The sequence below is a fragment of the Oscillibacter sp. 1-3 genome, assembly GCF_000403435.2.
Taxonomy (GTDB): domain Bacteria; phylum Bacillota; class Clostridia; order Oscillospirales; family Oscillospiraceae; genus Oscillibacter.
The window spans coordinates 118,399-137,047 of the sequence record NZ_KE159712.1; the positions used below are offsets into that span (position 1 = coordinate 118,399).

21 protein-coding genes are annotated in these 18,649 nt (G+C 55.9%); 1 reads left to right on the forward strand and 20 read right to left on the reverse strand.

Going from position 1 to position 18,649, the window contains the following annotated elements:
• Positions 1–175: 175 nt before the first annotated feature.
• Together C816_RS20825 and C816_RS20830 are read right to left on the reverse strand one after the other, a co-directional pair.
• Positions 176–958, reverse strand: a complete 783-nt coding sequence (locus C816_RS20825) for a 5-deoxy-glucuronate isomerase (protein ID WP_016324395.1) — start codon at positions 956–958, stop codon at positions 176–178.
• A complete protein-coding gene (locus C816_RS20830; protein WP_016324396.1) occupies positions 958–1,878 on the reverse strand; it encodes a sugar phosphate isomerase/epimerase family protein in 921 nt (306 codons plus the stop codon). Before C816_RS20830 ends, C816_RS20825 begins: the two co-directional genes overlap by 1 nt.
• A gap of 193 nt (positions 1,879–2,071) precedes the next feature.
• Between C816_RS20830 and C816_RS20835 the strand changes: the two genes are divergently transcribed.
• A complete protein-coding gene (locus C816_RS20835) occupies positions 2,072–2,941 on the forward strand; it encodes an AraC family transcriptional regulator (RefSeq protein ID WP_016324397.1) in 870 nt (289 codons plus the stop codon).
• Positions 2,942–3,150: 209 nt separating this feature from the next.
• Here C816_RS20835 and C816_RS20840 read toward each other — a convergent pair whose 3' ends face one another.
• From C816_RS20840 to C816_RS20905, 18 genes are all read right to left on the reverse strand, one after another.
• Positions 3,151–4,122 (reverse strand): sugar ABC transporter substrate-binding protein, encoded by a 972-nt coding sequence (locus tag C816_RS20840; protein WP_016324398.1) that lies wholly within the window; start codon positions 4,120–4,122, stop codon positions 3,151–3,153.
• 74 nt (positions 4,123–4,196) lie between these two features.
• Positions 4,197–5,144, reverse strand: coding sequence for an ABC transporter permease (locus C816_RS20845; protein ID WP_016324399.1), 948 nt, complete (start codon positions 5,142–5,144; stop codon positions 4,197–4,199).
• 14 nt (positions 5,145–5,158) lie between these two features.
• A complete protein-coding gene (locus tag C816_RS20850; protein ID WP_016324400.1) occupies positions 5,159–6,652 on the reverse strand; it encodes a sugar ABC transporter ATP-binding protein in 1,494 nt (497 codons plus the stop codon).
• A gap of 115 nt (positions 6,653–6,767) precedes the next feature.
• The gene (locus tag C816_RS24065) at positions 6,768–7,040 is read right to left on the reverse strand and encodes a hypothetical protein (RefSeq protein WP_155979130.1); all 273 of its coding nucleotides are present in this window, start codon (positions 7,038–7,040) and stop codon (positions 6,768–6,770) included.
• A 34-nt stretch (positions 7,041–7,074) separates the two neighbouring features.
• Positions 7,075–7,227 (reverse strand): hypothetical protein, encoded by a 153-nt coding sequence (locus tag C816_RS24655; RefSeq protein WP_207636970.1) that lies wholly within the window; start codon positions 7,225–7,227, stop codon positions 7,075–7,077.
• Positions 7,228–7,446: 219 nt separating this feature from the next.
• A complete protein-coding gene (locus tag C816_RS25790; RefSeq protein WP_016324401.1) occupies positions 7,447–8,457 on the reverse strand; it encodes a D-Ala-D-Ala carboxypeptidase family metallohydrolase in 1,011 nt (336 codons plus the stop codon).
• A complete protein-coding gene (locus C816_RS20860) occupies positions 8,450–8,653 on the reverse strand; it encodes a holin (RefSeq protein ID WP_016324402.1) in 204 nt (67 codons plus the stop codon). The genes C816_RS25790 and C816_RS20860 overlap by 8 nt, the downstream gene beginning before the upstream one ends.
• Positions 8,654–8,672: 19 nt before the next feature.
• The gene (locus tag C816_RS20865; RefSeq protein ID WP_016324403.1) at positions 8,673–8,981 is read right to left on the reverse strand and encodes a hypothetical protein; all 309 of its coding nucleotides are present in this window, start codon (positions 8,979–8,981) and stop codon (positions 8,673–8,675) included.
• Between the two features lie 14 nt (positions 8,982–8,995).
• Positions 8,996–9,424: a hypothetical protein gene (locus C816_RS20870; protein ID WP_016324404.1), complete on the reverse strand. Its 429-nt coding sequence runs from the start codon at positions 9,422–9,424 to the stop codon at positions 8,996–8,998.
• A complete protein-coding gene (locus tag C816_RS25415) occupies positions 9,421–9,549 on the reverse strand; it encodes a hypothetical protein (protein WP_256378446.1) in 129 nt (42 codons plus the stop codon). Before C816_RS25415 ends, C816_RS20870 begins: the two co-directional genes overlap by 4 nt.
• A gap of 12 nt (positions 9,550–9,561) precedes the next feature.
• Entirely contained in the window at positions 9,562–9,810 is a 249-nt protein-coding gene (locus tag C816_RS20875; protein WP_016324405.1) for a hypothetical protein, read from the reverse strand.
• Between the two features lie 12 nt (positions 9,811–9,822).
• A complete protein-coding gene (locus tag C816_RS20880; RefSeq protein WP_016324406.1) occupies positions 9,823–10,884 on the reverse strand; it encodes a hypothetical protein in 1,062 nt (353 codons plus the stop codon).
• The gene (locus C816_RS20885) at positions 10,868–13,654 is read right to left on the reverse strand and encodes a peptidase G2 autoproteolytic cleavage domain-containing protein (protein WP_016324407.1); all 2,787 of its coding nucleotides are present in this window, start codon (positions 13,652–13,654) and stop codon (positions 10,868–10,870) included. Before C816_RS20885 ends, C816_RS20880 begins: the two co-directional genes overlap by 17 nt.
• Positions 13,647–13,811 (reverse strand): hypothetical protein, encoded by a 165-nt coding sequence (locus C816_RS24070; RefSeq protein WP_016324408.1) that lies wholly within the window; start codon positions 13,809–13,811, stop codon positions 13,647–13,649. The genes C816_RS20885 and C816_RS24070 overlap by 8 nt, the downstream gene beginning before the upstream one ends.
• On the reverse strand, positions 13,799–15,193 hold the full coding sequence (locus C816_RS20890) for a tail fiber domain-containing protein (RefSeq protein WP_016324409.1): 1,395 nt from the start codon (positions 15,191–15,193) through the stop codon (positions 13,799–13,801). Before C816_RS20890 ends, C816_RS24070 begins: the two co-directional genes overlap by 13 nt.
• The gene (locus C816_RS20895) at positions 15,186–15,863 is read right to left on the reverse strand and encodes a hypothetical protein (RefSeq protein WP_016324410.1); all 678 of its coding nucleotides are present in this window, start codon (positions 15,861–15,863) and stop codon (positions 15,186–15,188) included. The genes C816_RS20890 and C816_RS20895 overlap by 8 nt, the downstream gene beginning before the upstream one ends.
• A gap of 8 nt (positions 15,864–15,871) precedes the next feature.
• Positions 15,872–16,234 (reverse strand): hypothetical protein, encoded by a 363-nt coding sequence (locus tag C816_RS20900; protein ID WP_016324411.1) that lies wholly within the window; start codon positions 16,232–16,234, stop codon positions 15,872–15,874.
• An 8-nt stretch (positions 16,235–16,242) separates the two neighbouring features.
• Positions 16,243–18,597, reverse strand: coding sequence for a valyl-tRNA synthetase (locus C816_RS20905; RefSeq protein WP_016324412.1), 2,355 nt, complete (start codon positions 18,595–18,597; stop codon positions 16,243–16,245).
• Positions 18,598–18,649 lie beyond the last annotated feature (52 nt).

Sequence of the window (18,649 nt, forward strand, 5' to 3'; positions counted from 1 at the left end):
AAAGGCCGTTACATCAAGCCGCATGAGAATCCGCGCGTCAAGCAGCTGTACAACAAAAAGAGCTGAGAAACAAATCGTTTCTCAGCTCTTTTCTGTGCGGCCGGCGGCGGTATTTCAACAGCGCGCCGGCATGGGGAAAATAGGCAGGCCGGTCTCAGTCCATCCATAAAGGGCGTTAGAGCCGCTTTTCCAGCCATTGGTATTGGGGGAGATTGGGACCCCGATGCCAGGGATTGCCCGGCAGATGACGGATGACCCAGATAATATACATGTGATAACCGGGAGCGGTCACTTGAGGGTGCATCGCTCCGTGGGCCAGAAGGGAGAAGCTGCGGTCCTTGATCTTGTAGACGTGATCTCCCACACAGCAAAAGCCAAAGCCCTCCGGCCGGTCCACCCGGTAGTAGTAGACCTCCGGCTGGGGATGCTCATGGGGCGGATAGCCGCACCACTTACCGGGGAGGGGATACGTCTCTCCCAGCACCAAATTGGAATAGGGCGCGGTCTCATCGTCAAAGACCGTGGTGACAGTGCGCTCACAGGTGCCGCCGCAGATCTCCGCGCAGGAGGTGACATTGCGGATGTCCTCTGCAGCGTAAAACCGGGCGGGAAAGTCCCGCTTGTTTTCCGTGGAGACCACAAACACCTCGCTGGGACAGGCCGCCCGAAGTGTTACCGCCGTGTTCCGGGGCACATGGAGGGCACAGACCTCCGCGCCGCCGTCAAAACAGCTCTCCCGGCTGCCGGAGACAGTCTCCCCGTTCCAGCAGAACGTGACCTCGCCCTCGATCAGCAAGAAGGCGCACTCCTGACCGGGGAGGAGAAATCGCTTTTCCCCTCCCGCTTCCAGGCGGATGACGGAGGTATCCATCAGAGCGTCGGCAAAGGGACCGTCCACGGCGGTCAGGGACTGCACCCCATCCGGCCCATAGGCCGGATAACCAAATTCCCGGTTCATCACTTGCCCAGCAGCTCCCGCTCAATGCGCTCCAGCGCCTCGGGGGCCTGACGGTCCATCTTCTCCGGGAAGCCAAAGTAGCTGACGCAGATGATGTTGTCGCCGCCGGCCTTGGGAGCGTCGGCTTTGAGCTGCTTGTTGGCAAAATCCATCTCCCGCAGGGTCTCGAAGATGCCGTCGAAGTCCACCTCGCCCTCACCCATGGCGGTGTGCTGGTGAATGGTGACGTCCGCCCGGCCCCGCTGGTTCAGCCAGGGGGGATTGAGGATGTAGCGGCAGTCCTTGGTCTGGTTCCATGTGTCGGCCAGGAGGACGTGGGTCAGCTCGTCCCCGGCGTATTTCAGCATGTGGCGCACGTCGCCCTTGCCCTGGTCGTAGAAAAAGCCGTGGGAGGCGGAGTAGACATAGCCCAGGTTCTTGGAGCGAAAGGACTTGACGATGTCGCAGGTCTCGTCGTTGAGCTCGCAAAAGTCGTAGGGGTGGGACTGGATCTCCACCCGCAGCCCCTCCCGCTCAATGATGGGCAGCAGCTCCTCCATGGAGCGGAAGAACATGCCGTTGCAGATCTCCTGCTGGTTGGGGTCGCCGGAAAACTCAGTATTGATGACGGGCACGCCCATGTCCACGGCGATCTGAATCATCCGCTTCCAGTTTGCCACGGCGTGCTGGCGCTGCTCCTCGGTGGGACCGGACCAGCGGTAGACCACGATAAAGCTGGAGATCTCCACCCCTGTCTCCTTCAGGGCCTTGCGGTACTCCTCCTCGCACTCCTTGGAGAAGAGAGGGTGCTTATAGAAGGGGTTAATCCGGGGATGGGGAGACTGCTCAATGTACTTGTAGCCCCAGTCCGCCACCTTGCGGACGTAGTCGCGGATGGGCATTTGCTTGGCCAGAACGTCAACGTCAAATGCGATCTTCATATGCGGTTCCTCCATTCTGATTTTTATCGGGTCCATAAGATCCGGCACTGCCTTGCTCTATTGTTTATATCATATCTTATTTTTACGGAGCTTCCAATGAGGGATTCTGCGAAAAAACTGCGAATTCCTGCTATTTATTCTTGCTGCGGAAAACGGCCTGTGGTATGCTGAAAAGGAAAGGATGGTGCGGGATATGGACATTCCGGAGGCAGGCGTGCTGAACAGCTCTCTGCGGTATTTTTTTACACCGTCGTCCCTGGCCAGCGAGTTATTTTACTATCCGACCCGGGCGGGCCGCTATTTCTGCGATCACCGCTATGCGTTTGACCACCGTGTGGAAACCGCCCGGCTGGCCAGCCATCGGCTCAACCTGATGCTGATCTGCGTATGCCGGGGAGAGCTGCGGTTTACGCTGGAGGGGGAGGCGGTGACTGCCATGCCGGGGCAGACCGCCCTGTTTGACTGCCGGCGGCCCCATGAATACTCCGCCCGGGACGACACGGAGTTCTACTGGCTGCTGTTCAACGGCCTGAACGCCGAGGCCCTTTACCGCCGCATTTTACAAAACAAGGGCGGGCACCATGTTTTCGCGCCGGCGGGCTTTCCGGAGATTGCGCGGGGGATCGGAGAGCTTGTGAGCTCTTGTGAAAGCGGCGAGCGCATGAGCGAGGCCGCCTGCTCCCAGCTGATCCACCGGCTGCTGTGCGAGCTGCTGCTGGGCGGGGAGAGCTCTGGCCGGGAGGAGAGCCGGGCGGTCAGCGAGGCCATCGGCTTTATCAACCGCAACTTGTATCGAAGCATCACCGTGGGGGACGCGGCGGCCGCCGCCAGCTTCAGCCCCGCCCACTTTTCCCGAGTGTTCAAGCTCCAGACCGGGTATTCTCCCTATGAATATATCCTGCTGCGCCGCATCGACGCTGCCAAACACCTCCTGACCTCCACCCGGCTTTCCGTGAAGGAGGTCGCCTATCAGGTGGGCTACAACAGCGAGGAAAACTTTATCCACTCTTTTCGGAAGAAGGTGGGTGTGACGCCCGGCGTTTTCCGCAGCGTCCCGGTCTGAAAATCGGCGAAATGCCGGCGCCCGTTCCGCCGGACCGGGGCTGTCGGATTTCGTGTAGAAACAGCGCGGTTCCGGCGGGAAAAGATCCGTCGCTTGGGCGTTTTGACTTTTTTCAAACATGGCCTAATAAAAAAGGGGGGAAACGTTTCGTTTTCCCCCCTTTTATTATGGTCTTTTCAGGTTCACCGCTGGGACCGCCTGGGAACAAATTACTCGTAGTCCGCCACGTTGGAGGCGTCGATCCAGGTGTTGTCAGTGACCAGAACATTGGTCTCCAGCGTGCCGCCGCTCAGCAGGGTAACAGCCGCCTCAATGCCGTTGGCAGCCATGGCGCCGCCGTTCTGGGACACGGTTCCGGTGATTCGGCCGTCCTTGATGGCCTCGAAGCCGTCGGGCGTTCCGTCAACACCGGAGATGATAATCCCGCTGTTCGCGCCGGCGGCATTGCCCGCGCCCACGGCCATACCGTCATTCTCACAAATGATGGCATCCAGGTCATAAGCGGACAGCCAGCTCTCCACAGTGGACTGGGCCTGGGCGGTATCCCATGCGCAGTCGGCGGGAGAGACGACCTGAACGATGTCGGGATAGTTGGCCAGGATATTCTCATAGCCCTCCATGCGCTGCAGACCGCCGGCGTCCGCGGAGGGACCGGTCAGGATGGCGATATTGCCCTTGCCCCCCAGCAGATCGGCAACCTGCTGCATTTCGGTCTCGCCGGCCTTGACATTGTTGCCGTAGGAGACGGCGGAGATACCGGCATCCTCCCAGTCGGTGCAGGCAGAGATGATGTTGATGACCACAACGCCGGCATCAGCCGCGTTCTTGGCGGCGTCCCGCAGGCCGTCGGGATCGACAGGCTCGAACAGGATGGCCTGGTAGCCCTCGGACACACACTGCTCAATCTGGCTGATCTGGGTGGCGGCATCCTGGTCCGCGCTCAGGATCTTCAGCTCAACGCCCAGCTCCGCGGCTTTGGCCTCGGCAGCCTCGGTGACGGCAATCTGGAAGGCGTTGGTCTGATGCTGCTGGATCAGCGCGATCTTGTAGGCGCCGTCCTCAGCGTCAGCGGGCGTGTTGTTGTCAGCCGGGGTGGCCGCGGGGCTGCTGCTGCAGCCCGCCAAGACAGCCAGCGTCATGACGCTGGCCAGCAGCATTGCGAGAAACTTCTTCTTGTTCATGTGATTTTTCCTCCTTAAAAGCTTATATGTAAGAGACGGCGGACAGAACATCCGGCAATTCTCTTGACACCAAATCAGTTCTTCTTGCTCTTGCCTTTAATATCCAGCAGCACCGCCAGAACGATAATGGCGCCCTTGACGATCTTCTGCCAGTGGGACGATACGCCCATGATGTCCAGCCCGTTGGCAATCACCGTGATGAGCAGGCATCCCACCACGACTCCCCAGGGCTTACCCACGCCGCCGGACATGGATACACCGCCCACTACGCAGGCCGTAATGGCATCCATCTCATAGCTCTCCGCCGCATTGGGCTGGCCGATGGTAACGCGGGACGTCATCAAAAAGCCGCTCAGACCGGCCAGAAGGCCCGCGATAGCAAACGTGGAGATGCGGATTTTCGTCGTGTTGATGCCGGATACCCGGGCCGCCAGCAGGTTGCCGCCGCAGGCGTAGACCCGCCGGCCATAGACGGTCTTCGCAAGCACGAAGGAGCAGATCACGATGATGACCACGAGGAAGACCGCCAGCATCGGGATTCCGAAAAGCGAGGAGGCTGCGACAGCCTTGTACTCCGCGCTGATTCCGATGACCGGCTTGCCGTTGGAGATCAGCAGCGCCAAGCCGCGGACGGCGGTCATGGTGCCAAGGGTCATGATAAAGGGCGGCAGGTCCCCCACGGCCACGCCTACGCCGTTCACCACGCCCACGGCCAAACCAGCTATCATGGCGACAATCAGCGGTACGATCAGAGGATATTCCCCCTGCCCCAGCATGGCCGCCAGAACGCCGGTGAATGCCACTGTGGAGCCCACGGACATATCGAAGCCTCCGGCGATAATCACGAACATCATGCCAAACGCCAAAATGCCGTTGATGGACGCCTGCTTGAGGATATTGACCAGGTTGCCGGGCTGAATGAAGCTGGGCTTCAGGCAGGTCAATACGATCACCAGCGCGATAAAGATCACGAAAATGAAATACTCGCTGAGCAGCGCCTTTGTACGTTTCGTCTCTTTCATAGTTTCCCCTTCCTTTACACCTTGATGGCGGAGGCCAGTGTCATGATGCGCTCCTGAGAAAACTCTTCGCGCTTGACCTCACCGGAATAATTGCCCTCGCACATGACAGCGATTCGGTCACAGATCCCCATCAGCTCGGGAATCTCCGACGAAATCATGATAACAGCCTTTCCCTGCCGCACAAGGTCGCCCAGCAGCAGATAGATGTCCCGCTTGGCGGCTACGTCAATTCCGCGCGTCGGCTCGTCCAGAATGATGACGTCCGGCTCGTTCAGAAGCCACTTTGCAATAACCACCTTCTGCTGATTGCCGCCGGACAGATTGCCCACAATCTGGTTGCCGGAAGGCGTTTTGATATGCAGCTTTTCGATGTACTCCTGAGAGGCGCTGAGCGCCTTGGCCCTATTATATAAGCCGTGGGTCAGCAGCTTTTTAATCGCCACCATAGCGATGTTGTCGTTGACTGATCCGCTCAGGTTCAATCCGGTGACCTTTCGGTCCTCAGTGATGAGGGCTACTCCCTCCTTGATTATATCCCGCGGTGAAGAAACCTTCACTTTCCTGCCCTTTATGTAGATCTCGCCGCCGGAGAGCGGCTGCATGCCGAAGATACCCTCCACCAATTCGCTGCGGCCGGCGCCCACCAGGCCGCCGATGCCCAGGATCTCGCCCCGGCGGACGGCAAGGCTGACATTTTTCACTTTCTGATCCGCGCGGACGATATTCTTTGCCTCAAAAATTACCTCGCCCACATCCACTTCCAGCTTTGGATATACATCCGTGATCTCCCGTCCGACCATCATTTTAATCAGCTGGGTCTCGTCCAGGTTTGCCGTAGTATCTGTGCCGATGTACTGTCCGTCGCGGTATACGCTGACCCGGTCGCAGATCGAGAATATCTCCGCCATGCGGTGGGAGATGTAGATGATGGCAACGCCCTTTTCCGTGAGCCTGCGGATATGCCCGAACAGCAGCTCCACCTCGCGCTCCGTGATGGCGGCGGTGGGCTCATCCATGATAATGACCTTGGCGTTGATGGAGATCGCCTTGATGATCTCGATCAGCTGGCACTGCGCCACCGTGAGATTTCGCAGCGTCTCCCGGGGCGACACATGCAGGCCGCACTCCTCAATCAGTTTCTGGGCTGCCTCGATCTCCGCCTTCTTGTCCACCAGGCCATTTTTTCGCAGCTCGCGTCCCACAAAGATGTTTTCATACACGGTCATATCCAGAATGGGGTTCAGCTCCTGGTGGATCATGGCGATTCCCGTGTCCATGGCCTCCTTGGGGTTTGCCGCATGATAGGGCTTTCCATCAAACAATATCTCGCCGCCGGGGTCCCTGGTGTAAATACCCATCAGGATTTTCATCAAGGTGGATTTTCCGGCGCCATTTTCCCCCATCAACGCATGGACCTCTCCCGGCTTTACCTGCAGCTGTACATGATCAAGTGCGACTACGCCCGGAAAGGTTTTGCTGATATTTTTCATTTCCAGCACATATTCCACGCATTTCTCACTCCTCACACATGATTTTGAATCACATTTTAACGGATTTCATTCCATTACAAAACGTCCTTTTTTCATATGATGGGGGAGATTATTTGGGAATTTCACAAAAACGTTATTTTATCCGAAAAAGCAAATGTTTTTTGGAATAATTGCATAATAAAAAAGCAGAATTGCCGTTGAAAATGCCGCTGTGGTCTGGGCAGAAGATCAAAAGCAATTCCCGCAGTCTCTTTGGACCTGTTTGATAAATGGCAAAATGCGCAGCGGCGAGAGATTTTTTGCCGGTCAAGGCGATTTGACGCCAGCCTGCTTTGTGTATGGCAGGAAACATCAACGCGGAGCGTCGGAAAAAGATCCACCGTTTGGGCGTTTTGACTTTTTTCAAACAGGACCTAGTCTCTTGTGCCGGCTTTTTGTCATCACATAGGAAACAGAACCATCATCGTTAAGGGTTGCAAATTATACCCTTTCTCTTTTACAGGTTCGCCGGTCTGTTCTTGTGTCCTTCCCTCTACAACAAAATCCGGAGGAACGGCAATCGTTACATTCAATAAACCAGAGTCAATCTCCACATCGCCCGCAAACAGGGACAGACCCCGAGAAAGCTGGACGCTTTCTCAGGGTCATTTTATTCCCGGGCTTACACTGTTCCCCGCAGTACCGTTCAAGCCGTTGGCAAAACCCGCAGGTAAGTTATCTTTCAGCAGCGCCGCATATCCCACTTTCCGCAGGATCATCGACATACGCCTTGAAACGGCTCAATTTTTCCGCAAAATGATTTAACGAGCTCTTCAAGCGCCTTTCCAGTCTGCCTTGATCTCCCGGACATCCACATGGGTGAACCCCTGCCGCTCATAGATCCCCACGCCGCCCCAGTCCGGCATGATCTCCCGGGCATAGGCCGCCACCTGGGCAGGAGCCACGCCCTTGACCACAATGTCCGCCGCCGTCCCATAGCAGTGCTGAGACTGGGCCGCGCCGCCAACGGCGGCGTTCTTCTGCGGCGTCCGGTAGCCGCTGTTGATGGTTACTGCCTTCCCGAAATGGCTCCGGATAGATTGTAGCACCATCACAAGTCGCGGGGCCACCAGCACGGCGTCGGAGCCGTCGGAGCAGGCGAACTCCTTAACCGTAAAATTGGCGGACAGCTTTTTGGAGCTGTCCTTGGTCTTGCTGTAAGCGTTGATCTCAACCATGGGTTTTTCTCCTTTCGGTTCTTCGGGTTCCTGGTCCAGGTAAACCAGGATCAAATGCTGCACCTTCCGGGAACTGGTGATCTTCTGTCCGGCAAAATCGCACTGCGCCGACCCGCCGCCGTCCAGCATCACGGCCTGGGTCCACCCGGCCTTTGCCAGTTCGTCCCGCAGACGCTCTGGCGTTTTTCCGGAGGTGGTGCAGTAAAGGTCCAACTGGTCGCCTTGCAGGCCGATAGCGCTTCGGGGGCGGATTCCACCCTGGCCGGGATCGTAGGTCAGCTTTGCCAGGGAAACACCGTTGATGATTAGAGGCGTGCACGCAATATAGTTTCGGCGAGGACAGGGCAGGACCTCCATGCGCATATCCTTTCCGGTGTCCCAGGACAGCCCGTAGACAGTGTAACCGGGCTTGGCAATTACTTTCCCATCCGCCTTCAAGTGGCAGTTGACGGCGCCGGTGGACATATTGTAAAGCGTGCCGTTGATGATGTAATCCGCCCCGGTGGCCTTTTTGATGGCCGACAAGGACTTGCGTGGGCTGTTGATGTATACCTGCACCCGCCGGATAGCCGTCAGCGGAATGGCGGTCTGGCACAGGTTAGGCATAGTCAACCTCCGGCAGTCCCGCCACGCTGGTCAGAAGGGACAGCGCACCCGCCAGTACGGAGGCCGAGGCGACGGCAACCCAGCTGACGTCCGTCAGCAGCACCGCGGTGCCGATGGTGGCGACAGCGGTCTGCGCCACAGTCTTAATTGCACGAATACCCGCAGCCTTCATCCATTTTTTTGTGTGTTCGCTCATAATTTTTCTCCTTTCATTTTCAACCCAGCCCCGGAGTGCCGGCAGCGGCCCACGCCACAACGGCTCCCGCAGCCAGATAAATCAGCTTGTCCACCATCCCGTCCCAGCGCTTTCCAGGCTTCTCCGCCAGGGCGCTGACAGTGGCTTTTAGCTCATCAAGCTTCTCGTCGATGTTTCTCAGCATAACACCCTGAGAATCTGTGGACCGCTCCAAGGCGTTCAGACGGTTGAACATCTCTCGGTGCGTTGCGCCGTGTTGGCGGTTTGCCTCCTCCAGCGCATCTACCCGGGGAATCACCGGGCAGGATTCCATGCAATTGTCAGGCATTGGCTATGCCCCCTTTATTCTGTAATTTCCCAATCTGCCGGGGAATCCTCCGGAGAGAAATTGGTGTCCCGCAGGCAGCGGTACATACCGCCGTCTGTCCAAATCATGTACTCGCCCGCCCGGTACAGGTCGTGAGCCCCCTGGACCGGCACAAAGGGCCGGGCCGTCTCCGGGCTTGTCCCGTGAAGGGGGCGGTTAAATGTGTACCACGCCGCCTCCCCGGGGCGGATGTCAGGATAGACCGCGTTGTCGTAGTCGGAGAAGCACTCCCAGGTCTGGTCTCTGGCGTTGTAACGCTCGCCCTGCCTGTGGTCCCCGGGAGCCCACTCCGGGTACAGACCGGAGGCTCGGAGCCGCTTGTCGTCGGTATCGGCCAGGGTCTCCAGCTGGAGCCGGGCCAGATAGATGGCGCTGGCCAGCGCCGCCATGGGATCGCCGCTCATAGGCTCAGCCCCCTTTCAATGGCCGCCTCCAGGGCGTCCAGACGCTCCTCTGGTCTTTTCACAGGCTTTGGGATCGGCAGCAGCGCACGGTCCGCGGCAATTTCCTCCTCCGTACGCCGCTGCACCCGCTCCCCGTCCTAGCGGTACAGCGGGATGCTGTCCTCTGTGTACAGTACCGGGTTTTCCTCGCCGCCGGTGAACAGCCGGAACTGGTAGCCGTCCTGGTCATTGATGCAGACGGCTCCGGCCGGGTCTCTCTCCGGGTGCGGACCATCGCTCCAGCCTTCCGTAATTCGGCCGCTGGAATCAACGGTAACATAGTGCCGGTTATAAGACGTCTCAAGATCCAGCTCCGGAATCACAATGCTGTTTTTCAATTTGTTCATACGGGTACCTCCTTACAGATTTGCGTCAAGGATAATCCTGCCAGGGTTAGCACTATTAGAAACTAGTGCATATATGCTCCCAAGCGTAACTGTGCCATATGCTCGGAGCACAATTGTTTGCAGATCGGACCCAACCAAATCCAAATTTGATACATCTACTCTCTGCGAAGTTGGTGTGCTCATGTTGAGATTTAGTTGGAAAGCTCCATCTACAATAACGGCAGGTGTCTTTCTCATACAAACAGGCAGATGATGGATTACACGTACTTGGTCTGAGGCAGTTGCAAATCCTAGCCCAAACGAGTGTGAGCTGTAAGTTCCCTCGTTGAGCACCTGTTGATACCTTTGGCACTTTGCCAGTTCTGTTGCCTTGTTAGGTGGTGGATCGGCCAGAATCCAGTTGCCGGCAGCGTCTTTGCGGGCTAGTGTTTGCTTATCGCCAAGTTCCACTTTTGCGGCTATAACCGGCACAGCTTCCCCATCTAAAGACGGACGATAAACACGAAACATCTTGAGACCGTCAGATGGAGCGTAGGCGGCAAGTGCATACCTAACACCTCCAACGGAAGTATCAAAAGAACCAGCTGTTTGATAGTCTTGTGTAAAGGATAAAAGGGTCGTACCAATCAGGGCCGAAAAAGTGATCTGTCTTTGACCACCGAACCGGTTGGTTTCTATGGACTGTTCCAAAATGGCGTTTGCGATTCCGAGTAAATAGATTCCCTCGTTTTCCACCCATTTTGTTGCATCCGCTGCATAACTTTTCCACCGGTCAAGGCCATATACCTTGCTACCCCAGGTTACCCCCGACTGGATTCTTCGCTGGTTGATGGGATCCAGAAAGTACCAGTTGTCCAGAAGATTTGGATTTGACGCGGAGACGTACCCTGCCTCCGGCACCCACGGAGCGGACCCCATCAGCGCTTGAAACGCCGCCTCGGTTCCGGTGTACCCGCCCGCTACGGCATAGTCGTATGCGCTCTTTCCGTCCTGCCCAGAAGGGCCCGCCGCTCCACTTCCGCCTCCTGCTACTTTGATCCTTTTGCCGGATGCATCTTTAATGTATACTCCCATAGTGACCTCCTTGCATAATCAAAACGCGTATGTGATTTTGATCGAGCCTAGACATAACTCTATAGCACGTCTGTTCATCACTGTGGGTAGCGGTGCCTTCGGAGCTTACCTTAGCCCATCCATTAACTTGACATGATCCATCATCGATTACAACCAGCTTGCCAAGAAGGCCTACGGCGGACCATTCGGGTCGTTGAGACCTGGGAGCATACGGTTTAGTATGATCGTAGTCAGGGTTTACTTTATGCCTTCTTTCGGTGTGCTCTTCCCGTATAACATAAGTTATAGTTTCCTCCGGATTGTCGGGGTTGACTTCTGTGCGAACTTCTTCCGGAACCAAGACATCCTCAAAGATTGGCCGGCCATAAATATCATACAGATACATGTCATGCCACTGATCGTCATGAGTGTCACCTACCACAGAAGGATTGCCAGATGTTACTCCAAGGATAAACGTATCCTTGTCTGTTGCGATTCTGATCTTCTCTCCATCGAGAGTTACAAACAATCCTATCCGATCTTGGCTATCAGGATTACCATCCGTCCACTCAAACATCTCTGCATAGTCAGCACCTGTAGTAAAATACTGCCCAGTAACATAAGCCCCCTGAGAGGTAATCCTGAATGCATTGGCTCTAGCGTCTACGTCATTACCATTACCTACAACAAAGAGTCCATCATTTGGAATGTTATACTTCCCTACAACAACTTGCGCTGCGTACGCTGTTTGTGAAATAGTATGTATACCCATCGCCACAGACGCAAGGCCGTTTGCTGTAGTTTCACTTCCAAATGCTACTGCAAACTGGTCCAGTGCTGCACAACGACGCCCAGATACATGGGCTCCCTCTACAATAGCTGTGTGGCTCGTATCTATAATAACTGCAGGTGTGCCAATTTCCGTGTCGAACTCTATAGTTATTTGTGTAGATGAAGAATCCTTACTTAAAACAGTAGCACTACGCATTGGGCCACCGGAATCAGTGATAGCACTGACCGTAGCACCTATTGCAATCCTGTTGAGCATGCTTGTGGCTTGGGAGGATTTTTCCGCAGTGCAGGTATAAGTTTTCTTATTAGATGTTGTCGCCGTAACCACCCTGAAAAAGGCGGATATGCCGATTGCTACGGACTGTATACCTTCTACATGGCTTGTCCCTCTGCAAAAACATGAAAAACCCTCAGCATGGCTAGCGATAGCCGCAGCTGTACTATAAACACCTTCTGCGTGAGCATAATCTTTGGAAGCAGTAGTATACGATCCCTCAGCATGGGAACCATATCCAGAAGCAGTGGTTCTAAAACCCTCAGCATGACTGGCTGTTTCAGATGCTATTGTCAGACGTCCCTCTGCATGGCTAGATGGACCTTCCGCAACCGATCTGTCTCCCTCGGCATGAGAGTAATCTCCTCTTGCTGTAGTAGAGATTCCTTCCGCATGGGCACCGAATCCAATTGCAGTGCAGCCGGCCATGTTTGAAAAAGCACCACCCTCCGCGTGAGAGTTCTGCCCGCTGGCTATTGTACGTCGTCCTTCTGCGTGAGCCTGTAACCCACTGGCAACAGTATTAGAACCCTCTGCGTGAGAGTTCCGCCCGCTGGCTACGGTAAAGCTGCCCTCATAATTCAAAGCGGCGAACTGCAAATCATCCTTTACCGCAATCTTAACGCGATAAATGCTAATGATCGAACTATGTGTATTCGCGCGCCATGTGTCTGCAATCCCGGTGCTTGTAAGTGTCACGCTGTTGTTTTCCCCAGCGGACAACCAACGAACAAACTCTCCATCCACTTTTGAAAATCCATATCCGCTGTTTGCTGGGTCTGCCTGTTTATTTTCGTTAAAATATTGATAGGATAAAAAGTACAGACTCTCCGTATCCAACGTAATTGGTGTGGGCAGCGTATAGGACGGATCGCTATCATCAAGCTGCACTCCCTCGCACACAGTCTCCAGGATCTCCGCCTCAACAGGGAGCCCGTCAATTTGTATGGGCTCATCAGCCTCCTCGTCAAACTCAATCACAAAAGGACCAGTGCCTAAGACATCAGGCGGAGTCATCGAGCCACCCGCAGGCATAGTCACAATATCTTCGGGTGTGGGCACATCATCCATTTTTTCATCCACGTACTTAAAAACATCAGTGTTGCGGTTTTCCGTATCATAGATGCTTTTCAGCATATCGCCGGAACCGGTTCCGTCTGCTCCGTTGTAAACTTGAAAGGAGTAGGTGGTGCCGTCGGTCAAGGTGATGGTATAGGTATCCACTGTCCCTGCTGCGCCGGTGCCCGCTGTGCGCTCAACGCTCTGGATGCTGGAGCCTGGGTCTCCCTTCGCTCCTTTTGCTCCTTCCGGTAATCCAAAAGCCAGATGCACAACACCGTTTTCTGTGGTCTTCGTGGCGCTGGCGGGCTCCCCGGCAGGGAGGGTATCTGCGGATACCTCCATATCCTCAATGGCCTTCCGCGCCGTCTCTGCTCCCTCTCTGGCGTCTTTTGCGGCCTCAGCGCTGGCGGCGGCGTCCTCCACGGCATCTCCCACGGCCGCAACGGCCTTCTGTGCGTCGTTCGCCGCGTTCTGCGCGTCTTCCACATACTTGGAAACTCCGGCCTGCGCGTAACGCTTCCACTGCGCCCCGGTCATGTGCCGGGCCTCCCCCTGCTGCTCCACCGGGATCAGCGTCTCGTCATAGAGATCCGCAATCCCGGGCAAAGAACCTATCGCGGCCTCCTGTACGGCCTCCAGGCCACCGGTGGTTTTGTCAGCCATGCTTTCCCTCCTGTCTCTCTTCCAGATTCTCAGCCAGCTTGTAAGCCTCCCGCAGGTGACGCCGGGCCTCTGCCATAACCTCGATCATGTCTCCCCGGACGGGGATGGCGTCCATCAGCTTATAAGCCGCATTCATTTCCTTTTTCAGCTCTTCCACGATTCCAGCTCCTTTACTCGATTGTTCAGCTCCTGGATTTTTGCCACCAGCAGAGGAATAAACTCGCCGTATGTCAGGCCGTAGAAACCGTCTGTCTTCCCAATAATCACACTGTCCTCCGAAGAGATGCCCGCCGCCGTCTCCGCGTCCCGGTACTCCTGGGCGATAAACCCGAGGTGCCTCTGGTCCCCGCCGTCCTTCCGCAGGAAGCTGCACGGTTTCAGGCGGTCAAGCAGAGGGAGGTACTTTTCCGCCACATCATAGCGGACTTCCTCTTTCTTCCGAAGGTCGGAGGTGATGGTAAGCTCCGTGCTGGCGTTGATCTTACGGCTGGTGTCCAGGGTGATGTTGACCGCCGCCACAACCTCCGCTGTAGGAGAAGTCAACCGGGCTCCGCTGTCTGTCACTACAACCTGGTAATTGTCGTTGTAGTTGAGCATTCCCATTCCGTAGGTCCTGTTTCCGTGGAAATCATAGCTGGTCACATATCCCAGCGTCCCCCCAATGGCGTTGGAGTTTAGGGACTCGTACACGTCCATTGCTCCGCCCAGGCGGATGTATCTAGCGCTGACTTCTCCCGTCTGAATACAATCACCGCTGATGATGGTCTCACCGCTGGACAGGTCGTCCTCAAACACAACCTGCCCCTTGAACTTGATTCTCTCCGACGCAACCTCAATTCCGTCCTTGTAGAGCTTGATCCACGAGGAGGAATTTCCGTTTTCCACACCAAGAGTGATGCTGTTGACGGTCTGGGAAATTGTGGATACAGAGGCATCCAGCCCGGACACTCTCAAGATGATCGACTCTGCAGTCTGCTCCAAGGTGGAAACCTGCCCGTTCAGGCCGGTTACCTGCCCCTTGATGCTGTTCAGCTCCACCGTAAAGGAGGAGGACAGGCCCTGGACCTGGTTTGCCACCTCCAGCCGGATCTGCTCCGCCGTCTTGGTGATGCTGGAGCGCGTCTCCGCAATCTTCCGGTCAAACTCCCGGCTCATAGGGCCTCCGGCGGGGTATTCGTCCTCCAGCTCCGCTTCGCCGGGAGCTGTGACACTGGGGAATCCGCTTCCGTCGTCGGAGAGGCGGGAGATCACGGAGTACACGCCGCCGGCCGTGATGCCGTCCCCCAGCTCCGCCGCCGGGTCAAGCCCCGCATCCCCTGCGGAAAACATCTGATAGCGGTATCCCTTCACCTTCGCCAGAATGGCGTTTACCATCGCCTGCGTGGCATGGGGACAGTCCGCCTCAAGCTCCATGCCGGTGTCGTCTCCGGCGGTCAGTACACTCTCGTCATCCACTTTCAGCGTCACCCGGGAAATGGGAAGCTGTCTTCCGTTGTCTTCAACGCTGGTGATGTCGTCGCCCACAAAGAACCTATACAAGGATTTTCACACCTCCCAGCGTAATGGCGCTGCCGTACTCGGTCACAAGGTAGCTTGTCTCCGGCGGAATGGACAGCAGCGAAACCAGCAGCAGTTTTCCCTCGTCCGTCATGATCCAGTTTCCGCCGTGGGCGGCGGCGATAAAGCGCAGCTCGTCCCGTATGGTGTAGTCGTTGGCCGGATAGTCAATGGTGTACGCCGGGTTCAGGACGGTCCTGGGGTCCAGCTCCACCTCCATCATTCGGGCAAACTCCGCCGCCGCTGCCGGCATATTCATGGGAAAGGTCAGACTCTGGTCCGGCGTCCACACCGCCTCCGCCTTGCGCATGGCGTCATAGGCCTCTACGGTCCAGTATCCGCTATCGTCGCTTCGCCGGTTGGCGAAGAAGATCCCTTTGGGCAGCCACTCCGTCGCCTGCTCTCCCTCCCGCAGTCGGATGAACCTCTTGATGGCTGCCGTCCGGGGAATGTCCTTTGCGAAAAGAGATATGGTCAGCTTGGCCGTGGAGGCGTTACCGATTCCAAACTGTTCGTACAGGCCGGATTCCACCGTGTGGGATACCTCCTGCTCGGGTCCGTACCAGGTCCCGGCGATGTCAAAGGCATATTCCCTTGTGACGTCCCGGGAGCGGATCAGGGTTTTCCACAGTTCACTTGTGCTTTGTGCCATATTCCGCCTCAAATCTCATGTAAATTGAACGAAATGCCGTCCCACAGCAGATTCCCCTTGTCGACGACCTGCCGAAGCTTTGCCGGGAACTGGGAGCAGTAAAACTCCCTGATCTGCTCCCCGTGGAGGTCCCGGTATTTCACGTTGAAAGTCGCCGCGTGCAGGTCTGTGTCCAGCTGCGCCGCCAGAGCCTCCGGCATGGGCAGCATTTTGAAGGTCAGATTTCGCTTCTCCGTGATCTTGTCCCGGCGGAGCTTGCCGCTGCGGACGCGCTTCGTCTTCTCGCTGTCCAGGTCATCCCGGCTCCAGTCGTAGCCGTCGTCCGCGACGTAGCGCGTATAGTCGTGTCCGTTGATAAAAAGAACTGTCATAGCACACCTCAAAACAGCAGGGCAAACTTGCCGGACTTCGTTGTGATGTCGTTGATCCCGTCCCGGGCGGTGCGGCCCAGAACAGCCTTGTCCACCATAATGACCTGCCCGGCCTTGACGGCCTCCAAGAGGGATTGCAGAAGCATGACCACCTGTCCGTCCCCGCCGCCGGATTCCTCCCGGACGATCTTCCGGATCAGGTCCTCCGGGGCCTCCAGATTTCTCCCGTTCCTCTGGTCGCCCAGCACCGCCATAAACTCCCGATTGGGCGGAATGACCGCGCCCTGGGCGAGGCGGGGAATTTTGGCCTCCGGAATAGTTGGGATTTTTCCGTTTGGAACTCCAATATATTCAAGCCCCTTTGAGAAAAGCCCATCTCCGATCAACCCATTTATTTTTCCAATCAGAAGGTTGATCCCCTTGATAATCAAGTTGATCGCTCCTTCCAGCACAGAGATTATTCCGTTCCAAATAACCGCAAAGATATTTTTAACACCTTCCCAGGCGAGGTCCCAATCATTGGTGAATACGCCAGTTAAAAACTGTGTAATTCCCGTAAAAATCCGCTTGACGGAATCCAGAATGTTTCCAAGCGTTTCTTGTGTACTGCCGAAAAATCCTGTGACAAAACCTTTTGCCGCTTCGATGATACCGTGAAATCTGCCGCCGGTTTTTTCGTCCAGCCATTCCAGAAAGCTCAACAAAGAATCCTTGATCCCGTCTATCACGGCGAAAACAACCGTTTTTAGGCCGTCAAAGATTTGAGATATACCCCCGAGAGCCTTTTGAATATCTCCTGCGAAGATTCCCGTGAAGAAGTCAACAAACCCCTGCATAACGGTTCGGATTCCCTCCAGAAGCTCCTCTCCGTGCCCGGTGGCGATGGTAATCGCCAGAAGCGCCGCCGCAATTGCCGCGATCAAAAGCGGAATCCAGGACCCCGCCATAAGGGCAATTCCCGCGCCGGTTGCAAGGATTCCGGCAATAGCAAGCAGCATATTTTGTAAGTTCCACCCGTTTTGCATTGCGTCCCGAAAACCCGTCACCAACATCACGATTCCGCCCACCACCAGCGCTATTCCGGCCGCGACGGGGCCCAGGGTGATATACAGTCCCGCCGCCGCGGCCGCAAGCCCTCCGACCATCTCAATCAGGTTCAGCCAGTCCACACCGTTCTCCCACGCGTCTGTCAGACCGTGCCAGAATAGCAGTAATCCGCCAACCGTCAGCAGAACGCCGCCCAGTTTGGTAGCGATCTGACCCAGAACGCCCGGAAGCGCGGTCCCGATTTTCCAAAGCAAAAGTCCGGCGGCAATTAATCCCACAAAGTCCGCGATCTCCCGCATACGCTCCTCGATGCCGTCCATATTATCCGCCCAGGAGAAGTCCGGCGCGATCTCCGCGGAAGCACCTCCGCCGCCATTGGAATCCTCTGTGCTGATTTGGTTGATCTCATCAAACCCCGCCAGGGAGCCGGAGGCCTCGTCCGCCGCCGAACCGACGCCGGAAATGGCCTTCGCCTCTCCGTCCAGCGCCTCCGCTCCATCCGCGGATTGTTTGATGGTCTTTCCAAAAAGCGCAGATACCATCGCTGCAACGGCGGTAACAACCTTAAAAAGGACGTTCAAAAACACGGTAAAGGCCGGTATGATGGCCTCAATCAGCGGCTGTGCCAGCGTCAGCAGCGCACCTTTCAGTTGAGCGATGGCCTGCCGGGCCTCATCGTTGATCTTGATGTACTTCATGGCCAGCTGCTGAAAGGCGGTTAAGGCTTTGGAAGTGATGTTCAAATCCAATGCGCCCTTATCGAGGCCAAAGAAGCTCTTGGCAAGCCGGCCGATGACGTTTTTAGCCGTGGGAGGATCTGGTTTATCTCCATCCTGCTTTTTGGCATCTTCATCAATCTGCTGTGTGAGAATTCCGGCCTCTGTTTTCATTTCTCCCAGCTTTTGAGTAGAAGCGTCTATTTTTAGGTTGTAGCTGTCAATTGCGTCTTCCGTTTTGTTCCATTCGGCCTGCAGAGCGTTGACGCGTGTCTTCTGCTCATCATACTCCTGTTTAACGGAAGAAATCTGCCCGGCATGTGATTCCCGCTGTCCAATGTCGGCGCTTTTATCCTTTGACAAATCGCGGATTTCTGCAAGCCGGTCTCTGATTTCCTGCAGTTTTGCTTTTTCAGCATCCAACTCTCCAGCCTGGAAAAGGCTTTTCTGCGCCGCCTTTTCCTTCGCTTTTGTTATATTGGCAATGCCCTTTTCCACCTTTTTGATATTGCCGCGCAGCTTTGCAAGCCGCTTTTCGGCCTGATTGACATTTATATCAACATCAATAACAACGCTGCCGTCTGCTGTTGAGTTTGCCATAGCCTAATCACCTCTCAAAGTTATTTCTAAAACCGCCTGACATAGTGCGGCA